Raw genomic sequence first — 13,249 nt, forward strand, 5'->3', positions numbered from 1 at the left:
ATCTGACCCTCCGGATACAGGAGTTTACTATCAGTCATGCGAAGACTTAGTAGCGGATATACGAAAATTCAACAGCTGTCAGACGAATAAATTCTTGCATAAACGAACTTACACAGTAAGCGTACTAAAATTAAATCTTAAGAAGGAAGGAATTAATTCCTCCAAGAAAAAAAGACTAACTTTCACGGATATAAGAATTTTTAAATACTAAATGCTAAATCATTCAAATAAAACGTGTACTTTTGCGATTCATAAATTTGCAATTGATTGAAAGCTAAAACCATGAAGGTGATATGTTTCAATCTCCAACAAAAACATTATATGGACAAATTCAGTTATGCTATTGGCCTTGGAATCGGTCAAAACTTATTAAGTATGGGTGCAAAAGGCATCGCAGTAGATGACTTTGCACAAGCAATCAAAGACGTATTAGAAGGCAATCAGACGGCTATCAGCCATCAGGAAGCCCGCGAAATAGTAAACAAGTATTTCGAAGAACTGGAAGCCAAGATGGGCGAAGTCGCCATCGAACAAGGCAAAGCCTTCCTCGAAGAAAACAAAAAAAGAGCAGGTGTGGTTACGCTTCCAAGCGGACTCCAATATGAAGTGATCAATAAAGGTACAGGCAAAAAGGCAAAAGCTACTGACCAGGTAAAATGCCACTACGAAGGTACGCTGATTGACGGAACACTGTTCGACAGCTCTATCAAACGTGGCGAACCGGCTGTATTTGGTGTCAACCAGGTGATCCCGGGATGGGTAGAAGCATTGCAACTGATGCCGGAAGGTTCCAAATGGAAACTTTACATTCCTTCTGACCTCGCTTATGGCGCCAGAGGCGCCGGAGAAATGATCCCTCCCCACAGCACATTGGTATTTGAAGTAGAATTACTCGAAGTATTATAAATAAAAAATTTCAAAGCAAAATGAAAAAAGTTAGTATTTTTATGGCAATCGCCGCTGCTGCAAGTCTTGCTTCTTGTACAGCTCAAGCTCCTAAAGCAAATCTGAAAACAGACATCGACTCACTGTCTTATTCTATCGGTATGGCTCAGACTCAAGGTCTGAAAGGCTATCTGACTGGTCGTCTGGATGTTGATACTGCTTACATGGCAGAATTCATCAAAGGTTTGAATGAAGGTGCTAACAAAACTAGCAAGAAAGACATCGCTTACATGGCAGGTCTGCAAATCGGTCAGCAAATCAGCAACCAGATGATGAAAGGCATCAATCAGGAATTGTTTGCCGGTGACTCTACCAAGACTATCAGCAAAGACAACTTCTTAGCTGGTTTCATCGCAGGAACGCTGGAAAAAGGTGGCGTGATGACTATGGAAGCTGCACAAGAATATACTCGCACAGCTATGGAAACCATCAAAGCGAAAGCTATGGAAGAAAAATACGCTGACAACAAAGCTGCCGGTGAAAAATTCCTTGCTGAAAACAAAGCGAAAGAGGGTGTAAAAACTACTGAAAGCGGATTGCAGTACAAAGTGATCACTGAAGGTAAAGGTGAAATTCCTGCTGACACTTGCAAAGTGAAAGTAAACTATAAAGGTACTTTGATCGACGGAACAGAATTCGACAGCTCTTACAAACGTAACGAACCTGCTACTTTCCGTGCTAACCAAGTGATCAAAGGCTGGACAGAAGCGCTGACTATGATGCCTGTAGGTTCTAAGTGGGAACTTTATATCCCGCAAGAACTCGCTTACGGTTCAAGAGAATCAGGACAGATCAAACCGTTCTCTACTTTGATTTTCGAAGTTGAGCTGGTAGGTATCGAAAAAGATAAGAAATAAGAAAGTATCTTTCTAAATAGAAAAAGGAAAGGAGTGCAAAGTCTTTGCACTCCTTTTTTTTGCTTTTTCCTATTTTTTTTCCCGTAAAAGAAGAATAATTAAAATAAATCTCTATATTTGCTTACTATTTGATAACAACAGGAAATTATAATTTATTATTATGGAAAAAATAGACAACCTCGACAGGCAGATTCTAGAGATTATCTCACAGAATGCCCGCATCCCTTTCAAAGACGTAGCAGCCGAATGCGGAGTGTCACGTGCAGCTATCCATCAACGTGTACAAAGACTGATTGACTTGGGCGTCATCGTAGGCTCAGGCTATCACGTAAACCCGAAATCTCTGGGTTACAGAACTTGTACATACGTTGGAATCAAACTGGAAAAAGGTTCTATGTACAAATCAGTCGTAGCTGAATTGCAGAAGATTCCGGAAATCGTGGAATGCCATTTCACTACCGGTCCTTACACCATGCTGACCAAACTTTATGCATGCGACAACGAGCACCTAATGGATCTGCTGAATAACAAAATGCAAGAAATACCGGGTGTAGTTGCCACAGAAACGCTGATTTCTTTGGAACAGAGTATCAAAAAAGAAATTCCCATCCGCGTAGAAAAATAACAGAATGGAATTCCTGAACGAATATCACCTTGCAGGGTTATTTATCGGAATTTGTACCTTTTTGATCATCGGCCTTTTTCACCCTGTTGTGGTAAAGGCCGAATATTATTGGGGCACCAAATGCTGGTGGATATTCCTGATACTCGGCATTGCCGGTGTAGCAGCATCGTTAAGCATCGACAATGTGATATTATCTTCTTTGTTAGGCGTATTTGCCTTTTCTTCCTTCTGGACCATCAAAGAGGTCTTTGAACAGGAGGACCGGGTGAAAAAGGGATGGTTCCCCAAGAACCCGAAGCGCAAATATAAATTCTGAACAGAGAAAGAATCGTAGTTTTTTGCACAAAGAATTTGCATAATTCAGCAAAATATACTACTTTTGTCACCGCATCCAGTAAATGGATACATCGGGCTTTTAGCTCAGTTGGTTAGAGCAACAGACTCATAATCTGGAGGTCCTTGGTTCAAGCCCAAGATGGCCCACTGAAAGAGACTCTTAATTGATTGAATCAATTAAGAGTCTCTTTCAGTTTCCTTCATTCTCATCTTTCGGTAAAATTTTATGGATCACCGATCTCCGTAAACATCTGAGAGATTTTATAATAAACGAATGATTTGTATACCCTCTTGAATGTTTATTGTGCCTATAATACGGAAACGAAAAAAATACAGACTCTTTTGATCTAAAAGAAGACCTGTTTCTTGTTAAAAATAAGGACTTTTGTAGAGCGATAATTAATACCAAAAACAAAAATTCTCAAAACTTAATCTACATTACAATGATGAATCTTAAAAATCAGCAAATCAAAAGTTCTCTTTTACTTGTCTCCGCTTTGTTTTTCAGCTTGCCATGTTTTTCCCCTTTCAGTCTTATCGCCGCCGAACACAATAACCCAAGCACAAATGCAATAACACATACTGCAACTGTAGCCGAAGATAACTCCGGCATCAACATTTGGGCTATCACAACAACCGAGTTTAAACTTACAGGTGAAAAGGATGTCAGGAACGTAAAAATAAACTGGATGCAGCGGGAAGATGCAAATCTGTATAAAATATACAGAGATGGAAAGTTGATAGGTGAAGCTAAAGGCGACACTTACGATGATTATGACCTACCGGTGGGGAAAACATATACTTATCATATTGAAGCATACAAAGATGGAAATAATAAAGTCGCAACCACTGCGTCTCAAACAGCCACCACCTTTGCTCCTACCGGTGAAGTTGAGGTTTACGATAATATAAACGGGAAATATATTGCCAAAGGATCTGCAGACAAGCCCGGTGGCATGAAAATAGGTAATCTCTATTTCTCCTACAAAATGGAGAATATCGACAAGGTAGTAGATGAGAAAACACTAAAGGGATGGGCCATTTTTGAGAGTTACTCTCAGACAGGGCTTAAGGATAGCTGGAGTACTCCACGGGAACTAGCTTTCTACCCCAATGTTAAATTCGAAGGTATCGCTTTCCGCTACAATAAAAAAACAAACAAAGTAGTGTTATCAGCACATTATGAAGACGGTCCGGGATACACAGCTGCTAAAATATATCTGGCACAAATAACTCCAAAGGGAACGGTTGAAGTCGGTACGATGGAAAGACCATTGGGGCATGATTCAAGAGACCAATCGCTTTTCGTAGACGATGACAATACGGCATATCTGCTTTCCGCTACTAATACGAACAGTGATATAAACATCTACAAACTGGATGAATCATGGACAAAACCAGTCTCATTGGTCAACACGATTTGTAAAGGGGAGCATCGAGAAACTCCTGCTATCATAAAGAAAGACGGAGAATACTACTTCTTTAGTTCAAAAGCTTCCGGATGGTATCCGAGTCAGACAATGTACGCATCCACCACTGATTTAGGAGGAGCATGGACCTCATTGAGAGAAATCGGAAACAACTCTACCTTCGGTGCCCAGTTCAACAACATCAGAAGAATCGGTACTGATAAATCAACTTACGGGGTATGGAGCTATCATTGGGGAGCACAATACCATCACAAAGACCCGGATGGTAACTTTCCAAGAGTCTCTGTCGCTTCATTCAACCAAGGATATGCTTCAATGGATTACTACAGATATCTGGAGTTTGACGAGAAATACGGCATCATTCCCGTTCAAAATGGGAAAAATCTCACATTAAATATGCCCGTAACTTCTCAGGTTAGCGGTGCAAAAGGGGTAAAAGCCGATTGCATCACCGATGGAGCCGATCTGAATTCTTCCGACTTTTTTCAAAAGAGTTCAAATTCTCCTGTTGGTGCCCCACACCTGTTCGTTGTCGACATGCAGAAGAATGCCAAGATCTCAGAAATAAATCTTTCTACAAGATTAGTCAATGGATCTGAAGCTGCTTATAAATACACAGTCGAAGGCAGTCAGGACGGTAAAAGTTATAAGATGCTCATTGACGGTAGAACGAACTGGCAAGTAGGCTTTCAAATCCTCCCCATTGAGGACGCGACACCCTACAGATATCTACGCCTGCGCGTTTATGGTGTTGTCAACGTACATACAAACAATTCCGCAATGTGGGCTGACGGAATTTATGAGTTCGCAGCTTTCGGAATGCCACAATAATTTCTCTAAAACAGAATTACACAGTTGCACTACCTACAAAAGTATCTCCAAATCTTTTTTCCAACAAGAGATACTGTTTTATAACGTCTGCTCCATATTCATGCAAAATCCCATTTTGAAACCACTCTTGGCATTCAAAATGGGATAACACAAACAAAACAAACAATATTGGAGCGATTTTCACAAACAGCTACCTTAATCTAATATTTCATAACACTTATTAGTCACAATACCACATTTCAATGATATTGCTGAGCAAAAATACAGTTTCAAGATTAGATAAGGAACAAGGATTCTAAATCAGTTATTAATAATAATATATTTATATATAAAGAATTGTATTCAAGTTATTAAGAATTGTATCTGCAGCTATATAAAAAACGTTATTTTAGTGCAAAGCAGAATAATATAAACCACTGTTTTACAATATTATATTTCGTCTATACCCATAGTAATACAAGTCTATACCAAGATATGAACCAATTTTAATAATCAATTCCGGCAAGAAACACCAAACGCTCAAAACAGTTCAAGTTTTTTCTGCCAAATCATAAAACAGAGGGATAAAAACAAATTTTCTCTTCTCTTAATTCAACATCCAGGCATGAGTAAACAACTCATAAAATCAATCTGAATACATCTCTCCCCTTCTTCCTTAAAAATAAATATCTATATTGGGGAAATATAGAATCAAATACAGTTTATTTATGGCTGATACTATTTCTTATCAATATTCCAATCTGTCTCCGAACAAGTTTATTCCTTTCACCGTTTACAGATACTTCGGCTCTTTCAACAAACTCCCCAAAAGAGTGGAAAATGTGACTATTATTTAGTAATGTGTGGACAAAAAAACGCCTTTTCACCGGTAAAAAGCCTACATGCAATCTGTATCGTCTTGGCATGCAATCTACCAAAGGTGCCGCATTAAACACTCTACTCGAAATATGGAAGAAAACAACAAAACTGAAAAAGTAATAGCCAACATCGAAAGTTAAAAATACGGTTTCTGTATAATCTTGCGTATCCAACACACATATATATCCGACAAACAACGTAAAAAGGGCTTTTTATTGGCGCTAAATTCAAAAAGAAGTATCTTTGGCACACTAAATCCAAAGGAGTAGTCATGATTCTGAAATATAGTTTACCTGTCTTTTGTTTTCTGTTAGCAGGATATTCCTGCACATCAGGACACAAGGAGAAAAGGACATCTACAGCAACCGAAACAACGTGTACAGATCCTATGTACACAGTCCTTATTCATGCGGACTCCATTCATGCCACCCTCTTGCAGAAAAATAAAGTCGGCAACCAACCGACCTCGGGACATGAGAAAAGCCCGATGGCCCTTTACATGGATTCCCTTGGTCTGGTAAATATAGCGGAACTGAACAGCAGTATTGCCATCAGCCTAATGTACACCCAAGCGGATAACTTCACCGAAGAAATTCTTTATGATAGTCTGGCAGAAGCCTACCTGCATGTCGATGCGGCACATGCTCTTATGAAAGCGCAAAAAACACTGAAAGAATTGTATCCATCCTACAGTCTCATCATTTATGATGCTGCACGTCCGATGTCTGTACAAAGAAAAATGTGGGATGTAGTCAAAGGAACTTCCAAATACCGATACGTTTCTAACCCAAACCGTGGAGGCGGACTTCACAACTACGGCCTGGCGGTAGACATCAGTATTCTGGATTCTTTGGGCCACCCGTTATCCATGGGCACAAAAGTAGATCATCTTGGTGTAGAAGCACATACCACAGAGGAAGGCGAACTGGTACGAAACGGCAAAATTACCGAAGCGGAACGTCAGAACCGAATATTACTAAGGAAAGTGATGAAAACAGCCGGATTCCGTGCATTGCCCAGCGAATGGTGGCATTTCAATTTCTGTAGCCGCGAGGAAGCTCGCAAAAAATACAATGTAATACCATAACAAATCCACCATATAACACCGAATATAAACAACCTATGATGCAAATTTCACCCGAAACTCAGCTCTTTATCCGCCAACATCAAACGGACGATATACGCATTCTGGCCCTGCAAGGCAGAAAATACCCAAACGTAGATATGCCGACCGCCATCACACAGATAGCAGGAAGGCAAGTAGCAGCCGAAAAAATTCCATCATGGAAAGAAATAAACGATATATGGTATCCAAAGCATTTGTCACTGGAACAATGTTCCTCAGAAGTCACCGCCCACTACAAAGCAACTCTTTTAAAAGGCGATTCTCTGACAGACTTGACCGGAGGATTCGGGATTGATTGTTCTTTCCTTGCTGCCAAATTCCAGTCCGTTACTTATGTGGAACGCCAGAAAGATCTCTGTGAAATAGCAATACATAATTTTCCTATTCTGAATTTAAAACATATTGATGTAAGAAATGAGGATGGAGTAGATTATCTGAATGCCATGTCTCCGGTAGACTGTATCTTCCTCGATCCTGCCCGTCGTAACGGGCACGGAGGAAAGACAGTTGCCATCTCCGATTGTGAACCTAACGTAGCCGAACTGGAAGAACTCTTATTGAAAAAAGGCAAGCGAGTCATGATCAAACTTTCTCCCATGCTCGACCTGACATTGGCATTAAAAGAGTTACAAAGTGTGCAAGAAGTTCATATCATATCCGCCAACAATGAATGCAAAGAATTACTATTGATACTTGGACAAACACCGGCAGATGAAATACCCATCCATTGCATCAACCTCTATACAAAGGGAATGCAGAAGGAACAACGCTTTGTCTTCACCCGTGAGGAAGAACAGCGCAGCAAATGCAGTTACACTAATACATTGGAGAATTATCTCTACGAGCCCAATGCCTCGCTCTTGAAAGCCGGAGCTTTCCGCATCATCACTTCTGCATTTCCTGTTAAAAAGTTGCATCCTAATAGTCATCTTTATACTTCCGATACTTTGATCGGAAATTTTCCCGGCAGAATTTTTCACATCGTCAACCAGTGCAGTTTTAACAAAAAAGAAATAAAAAAGGGACTTGCAGACCTAAAGAAAGCAAATATTACAGTACGCAATTTTCCGGCTACAGTTGCCGAACTCCGTAAACGCACCAAACTTATGGAAGGTGGGAACACTTATCTATTTGCCAGCACCTTAAACGATGAACAGAAAGTACTGGTTCGCTGTGAGAAAGTCTGAGTCATGCAATAGAAGCATTATAACATGACTTCCTCCAGCATGATACACATCAACAGATTGTTGTGGAAACAATGAAAGGTTCCGGATAGTCTGTTTTTTCAAGTATTTTACTGAATATTCCGGAATATAAAATAGCCTCATAAACAACAGTTCACGAGGCTATTTATATTTATTTTATAAGCGCATACATTCTTATTACCGAAGTATAACACTTAGTTTGTTCTCCGAAGCTATATCCGAGCTATTGCCATACATAACTTCGTATTTTCCGGGCATAACACGCATTGTATTTGTAACCGGATCAAAGAATTCAAATGTAGCTGGTAAAAGATCAATGGATACTACACAAGACTCTCCCGCCTTTAACGGTACCCGGCGGAAAGCCCGCAAACTCTTTACCGGTCCCTCCATATCATCCACCTTACGGACATATACCTGAATGACTTCAGCACCATCGCACTTCCCTGTATTCTTCACATTGACTTTAAAATTTAAATCCTTTCCGGCAGATATAGATTTCTTATTTAGACGTCCTTTAGATATATCAAAAGTAGTATAACTCAATCCATATCCAAAAGGGAACAAAGGAGCTTCTACCATATATCTATATGTACGGTTCTTCATGCTGTAATCTTCAAAATCCGGCAATTGGTCCGTACTTTTATAAAAAGTAACAGGCAGTTTCCCACTCGGATTAAAATCTCCAAACAGAACGTCTGCCACAGCCAATCCACCTGCTTGTCCAGGATACCACGCCTGCAAGATGGCATCACATGACTCCATTTCAGGAACCAATGCTACTGCCGAACCGGAACAGTTGACAAAAACCACTTTCTTACCTGCTTTCTTTAATGCTTTCAGAATATCCCGTTGCACCTGCGGAAGTTCAATCGAGGTGCGATCGCCACCAGAGAAGCCGGGACAATTTACAAAATGTTTTTCTTCTCCTTCCAAATCCGGTGAAATACCACCCACAAAAATGACAATATCCGCGTCCTTTACTTTATCAACAACCGTTGCAGCAGGGATCTGCCGATAAATACCTAAATCAAACTTCAACAAAGCCTCTGCACCTGCCTGCATATACTCTATTTTTATTTTATAGTCCTGCCCTGCTGTAGCTTTCAATGTATATTCTCTTTTTGCACTGGCATGTTCTCCCCAATAATCAATTACCTTACTGCCATTCACATATACCCGATAACCATCATCTCCCTCAATAATTAATGTATAATTACCATCCTTCTTCGGACAGAAAGTACCTTCATATATTGCTGTGAAGTTGTATAATCCGACTCCTGTAGCAAATACAGTATGGCCACCGTTACTCAGATTAACCGGAGAAGTGTATTGCTCCGTAGCAGCCACATCCCCACTCATGTTCATATTATTCCAATAAGTAGCGGTTAAGCCATGATATTCCTTGTTGGAAATCTCATTGAAGTAAGAATCAAAAACCTGATTCTCCAATAATTCACATCCTTTTTCGTAAGGAACGTTACCAACTTTATTGCGTATTCCCTCCAGAATGGTATATGTATGCGAAGGTACTCCTTTATAATTCCCCCATTGCATGACTGAATCTACGGCATTGGGTCCCATTACGGCAATACGCGTCGATGTTTTTGCCAAAGGAAGTATACCGTTATTGTGAAGCAATACCATTGATTTGCGTGTTATGTCCAAAGCCATTTGTCTGTGCAAATCGCAATCTACAGTGTCGATACCGATTTTACTCCAAGCAACAATGGAATCTGGGTCCATCTCACCCAAGGCAAAACGAGCCTCTAGCAAGCGGCGCAAACTGGTATTTATACGTTCCTCCGTAATCAAACCTCTCTTTACAGCCTCTTCCAGATGAGCATATTCGACACCACATTCCAAATCCGTACCATTAATCACAGCAGAAGCACTAGCATCAGCTGCATCTTTATGCGTTCCATGACGGTCTTTATAGAAAAAATCGCTGATAGCGCCACAGTCGCTGACCACCAGATGCTTATATCCCCATTCATCCCGTAGGATTTGCGTCAGCAACCTGTTACTGTCACAACAAGGTTCTCCCTCAAAACGCTGATAGGCACACATTACTTCCTTTACATCTGCTTCTTGCACAAGTGCTTTGAAGGCAGGCAAATAAGTCTCCCACAAATCACGAAGAGAGAGATGCTCTACGTCGAAAGAGTGACGCTTCGCTTCAGGACCACTATGTACAGCATAATGCTTAGCACATGCATGAGTCTTATCATATGCAGCATCTGCCGGTCCTTGCATGCCCTTTACTACAGATACTCCCATCCGAGTAGTCAGATAAGGATCTTCTCCAAAAGTCTCCTGCCCCCGGCCCCAGCGCGGATCACGGAAAATATTCACATTAGGATTCCAGAAAGTAAGTCCCTCATTTCCACACCCATAGCGGTTACGACGATGTGCGTCGTGGAATTTAGCACGTCCTTCATCACTCACGGCTGTATATATCTTTTCGATAGCTTCATCATCAAAAGTAGAGGCCATTCCCATCGTTATCGGAAATACTGTTGCCAGCCCATTGCGGGCAACACCATGTAATCCCTCGCTCCACCAATTGTAAGGAGCAATCCCCAGACGCTCCACCGCATTAGAAGAATTTTGCATCAAGCCAATTTTCTCTTTTAATGTCAACCGCCCCAACAAGTCATCTGCACGTTCTTTTGGAGACAACTGGTGATTCTTATAAGGTTCATTTTGCGCCAAAGTACCCACCAATGTAGCGATACTCATACTCAAAGTCAATAGTACTCTTTTCATTTTGTCCGAATTAGTTGAAGTTTTATTTATTCTATCAGTTCTGTAATTCTCTGTTATATATGACATTCAAACCATTGCTTACAAAATACAATAAGTATGATCAAAAAGCGACCGAAGTTTCCATTCAAACATTAATACATAACTTGAAATAGAGATTAGTCATAAATTTAGCACAAAAACAGTAATCATACAAAACTTTTTCCCAACTTTTTTATCATCAGACTAATTATATGAATCAAAGTTTATTGCTATAAATTTTAGAACCTAATTATCGCTATAAGTATACAACTTTCTATTATATTATTGTTTTTTAGTGACTCCGAGCATCCTATCTTAAAAGAGAGACTCATGAAATCATGTATAGAACATATCCCTATCAATAATCGAAAAAGGAAGATAAGTATCCCTTTATATAGTATCAAAAAAGACAAGAAAGAATGGTCTATCCCAAAAGGATAACCTCATTAAATGGTCAAACAATTCATATTAAAAGCAAATGATTTAGCTATAAAGTTCTGATAAACAATCCTTATTATTACAACTAAAATGAAAGAAGTGACAAAAGAATTTCCCATCCCCGTTTAACCTTGTCTTTCAGAAACTTCAAAGCCTTGCTCATATGTATTTCTACAGTCTTCTGACTAATACCAAGTCTCTCGGCTATCTCTCTATAACTCAGATTCTCTTCACGACTTAACAAAAAACATTTTCTCTGTTGTTCAGGAAGTGAGTTGATTAACTTATCAATGAAAATCTTTAGTTGAGAAGCACAATAATCTTCCTCCACACTAGTGGAGTTATAATAACTTTCATGTCCAAAAGCTGATAAAACAGAAGTTTTAAGAAGATTCTCATTTACTTTCTTTTTATGCCTATTAAATACAATGTTTCGGGTAACAATAAAGAGAAAGCCCTTAATATTTTCATCTTCTTTCAATAAATACCTTGATTCCCATAACTTCACAAACACATCCTGAACAATTTCCTCTGCATCAGCAATTGTAGTAATATACAACCGACTAAAGTCATACACCTGACTCCAATATTCGTTATACAAATTTATAAATGCCTGATGATCACCATCTTTAATCGCTAACACTCTTTCTACTTCGTTCATAGTTGCGTATATATTAGTGGCTTCAAATCTACACATTATTTAAAAGAAGCAAAAATAAAACACATTTTTTTTATAACAGATAGGGGTAAAAGCTAAATGAGAAGTATTTAGTATGTAACCAGAATCAATGATTACCACTATTATTAAACTATAAAGACATGGATTCAATAGAACTCATTAATATTATAAAAAAGATGTTGGCTGATAACCTGACGACTTCTGAAAGAGAACAACTTCTCGATGAGAAGCCTATGATAAACTTCCAATCTCAACAATGGAAGAAAGCACCAAAGGCTCACATACAAGATAATGTGGTTTCTCAAAACATACTTAATAAGATTATGGTTAAATGCCGGAGTGAAAAACAGCCTATATTAAAAAATAGAAAATACTATCACATCGGGTATTCCATTGCGGCCACTGTCGCTCTCTTCATTGTCGGCTTCTGGATAGTTAATAATGTTTCATCATCTTACATCAACATCAGTGCTCCTGTGGATGATAAACTAGCAATCACGCTACCAGATAGTTCAGAAGTATGGCTCAACGCAGCTTCTCAAATCCGTTATCACAAGTCATTCCTAAACAACAGAGAAATCTTTCTAGAAAAAGGAGAAGCTTTCTTTAAAGTGAAGAAAGCTCATAGAACACCTTTCAGGGTCTATTTTCATGAATCGCATATCGAAGTAACCGGCACCGAATTCAACATTAAATCTGAAAATATAGAATCCGAAATAACCTTATTTACAGGATCTATTATATTTCAGGCTGAAGAAGGAGGAAAAGAACTACCGATGAAACCAGCTGAACACATCGTATACAATGCCCATACCAAATCAATTGTATGTACAAATATAGATATCAATGAATATGACTGGCGTTCAAACAAATATCGTTTTACTGATAAGCCATTACAAGAATTCATTGAATTCATCAATCGCTCTTACCATGTAAACATCATCATCAAAGAAGAAAAACTGAAGAAATTAAAGTTCAACGGAACGATACATAAAAATGAGCCGCTTACTGATATCATAGAAAAGATATGTATCAGTCTGGACTTAAATGAAAAACAGGAAAATAACAACATCATATTATTTTAATACATATCAGAAAAACTAATAGTTTATTATAATTCACTTTAACCTTT

The 13,249-nt window shown here is 39.1% G+C and carries 11 protein-coding genes and 1 tRNA gene; 10 read left to right on the forward strand and 2 right to left on the reverse strand.

Annotated features, from left to right (window positions below):
- Positions 1-321: 321 nt before the first annotated feature.
- From K6V30_RS03725 to K6V30_RS03760, 9 genes are all read left to right on the forward strand, one after another.
- Positions 322-906, forward strand: a complete 585-nt coding sequence (locus K6V30_RS03725; RefSeq protein WP_010535768.1) for a BamJ family beta-barrel-assembly machinery protein — start codon at positions 322-324, stop codon at positions 904-906.
- A 20-nt stretch (positions 907-926) separates the two neighbouring features.
- Complete coding sequence (locus K6V30_RS03730; protein WP_010535769.1) at positions 927-1,802, forward strand: BamJ family beta-barrel-assembly machinery protein; 876 nt, start codon at positions 927-929, stop codon at positions 1,800-1,802.
- Between the two features lie 160 nt (positions 1,803-1,962).
- Entirely contained in the window at positions 1,963-2,427 is a 465-nt protein-coding gene (locus tag K6V30_RS03735) for an Lrp/AsnC family transcriptional regulator (RefSeq protein ID WP_005928359.1), read from the forward strand.
- A gap of 4 nt (positions 2,428-2,431) precedes the next feature.
- Entirely contained in the window at positions 2,432-2,743 is a 312-nt protein-coding gene (locus K6V30_RS03740; protein WP_008767264.1) for a DUF4491 family protein, read from the forward strand.
- A 93-nt stretch (positions 2,744-2,836) separates the two neighbouring features.
- Positions 2,837-2,910: transfer RNA gene (locus K6V30_RS03745), tRNA-Ile, on the forward strand.
- A 296-nt stretch (positions 2,911-3,206) separates the two neighbouring features.
- The gene (locus tag K6V30_RS03750; protein ID WP_022301239.1) at positions 3,207-5,024 is read left to right on the forward strand and encodes a family 43 glycosylhydrolase; all 1,818 of its coding nucleotides are present in this window, start codon (positions 3,207-3,209) and stop codon (positions 5,022-5,024) included.
- Positions 5,025-5,731: 707 nt separating this feature from the next.
- Positions 5,732-5,860, forward strand: a complete 129-nt coding sequence (locus K6V30_RS25175; protein WP_022301240.1) for a hypothetical protein — start codon at positions 5,732-5,734, stop codon at positions 5,858-5,860.
- A 293-nt stretch (positions 5,861-6,153) separates the two neighbouring features.
- Positions 6,154-6,969 carry a M15 family metallopeptidase gene (locus tag K6V30_RS03755; RefSeq protein WP_022301241.1) on the forward strand — a complete coding sequence of 272 codons (816 nt, stop codon included), beginning with the start codon at positions 6,154-6,156 and terminating at the stop codon, positions 6,967-6,969.
- A 35-nt stretch (positions 6,970-7,004) separates the two neighbouring features.
- Positions 7,005-8,195, forward strand: a complete 1,191-nt coding sequence (locus K6V30_RS03760) for a THUMP-like domain-containing protein (protein WP_022301242.1) — start codon at positions 7,005-7,007, stop codon at positions 8,193-8,195.
- A 195-nt stretch (positions 8,196-8,390) separates the two neighbouring features.
- Here the strand turns inward: K6V30_RS03760 and xyl3A are convergent, their stop codons facing one another.
- A complete protein-coding gene (gene xyl3A / locus K6V30_RS03765) occupies positions 8,391-10,982 on the reverse strand; it encodes a xylan 1,4-beta-xylosidase (RefSeq protein WP_055271468.1) in 2,592 nt (863 codons plus the stop codon).
- Positions 10,983-11,523: 541 nt separating this feature from the next.
- Positions 11,524-12,099: an RNA polymerase sigma factor gene (locus tag K6V30_RS03770; protein ID WP_022301244.1), complete on the reverse strand. Its 576-nt coding sequence runs from the start codon at positions 12,097-12,099 to the stop codon at positions 11,524-11,526.
- A gap of 158 nt (positions 12,100-12,257) precedes the next feature.
- On the opposite strand from K6V30_RS03770, the gene K6V30_RS03775 reads away from it, so the two are divergent.
- Positions 12,258-13,202, forward strand: coding sequence for a FecR family protein (locus K6V30_RS03775; protein WP_224207257.1), 945 nt, complete (start codon positions 12,258-12,260; stop codon positions 13,200-13,202).
- Positions 13,203-13,249 lie beyond the last annotated feature (47 nt).

Source organism: Bacteroides faecis, assembly GCF_020091505.1.
Lineage (GTDB): Bacteria > Bacteroidota > Bacteroidia > Bacteroidales > Bacteroidaceae > Bacteroides > Bacteroides faecis.

Coding starts and splice junctions, on each gene's coding strand:
- K6V30_RS25175 (WP_022301240.1), top strand. CDS start 5,732: ATGGCTGATACTATTTCTTATCAATATTCCAATCTGTCTCCGAACAAG.
- K6V30_RS03760 (WP_022301242.1), top strand. CDS start 7,005: ATGATGCAAATTTCACCCGAAACTCAGCTCTTTATCCGCCAACATCAA.
- xyl3A (WP_055271468.1), bottom strand. CDS start 10,982: ATGAAAAGAGTACTATTGACTTTGAGTATGAGTATCGCTACATTGGTG.
- K6V30_RS03725 (WP_010535768.1), top strand. CDS start 322: ATGGACAAATTCAGTTATGCTATTGGCCTTGGAATCGGTCAAAACTTA.
- K6V30_RS03755 (WP_022301241.1), top strand. CDS start 6,154: ATGATTCTGAAATATAGTTTACCTGTCTTTTGTTTTCTGTTAGCAGGA.
- K6V30_RS03750 (WP_022301239.1), top strand. CDS start 3,207: ATGATGAATCTTAAAAATCAGCAAATCAAAAGTTCTCTTTTACTTGTC.
- K6V30_RS03730 (WP_010535769.1), top strand. CDS start 927: ATGAAAAAAGTTAGTATTTTTATGGCAATCGCCGCTGCTGCAAGTCTT.
- K6V30_RS03740 (WP_008767264.1), top strand. CDS start 2,432: ATGGAATTCCTGAACGAATATCACCTTGCAGGGTTATTTATCGGAATT.
- K6V30_RS03775 (WP_224207257.1), top strand. CDS start 12,258: ATGGATTCAATAGAACTCATTAATATTATAAAAAAGATGTTGGCTGAT.
- K6V30_RS03735 (WP_005928359.1), top strand. CDS start 1,963: ATGGAAAAAATAGACAACCTCGACAGGCAGATTCTAGAGATTATCTCA.
- K6V30_RS03770 (WP_022301244.1), bottom strand. CDS start 12,099: ATGAACGAAGTAGAAAGAGTGTTAGCGATTAAAGATGGTGATCATCAG.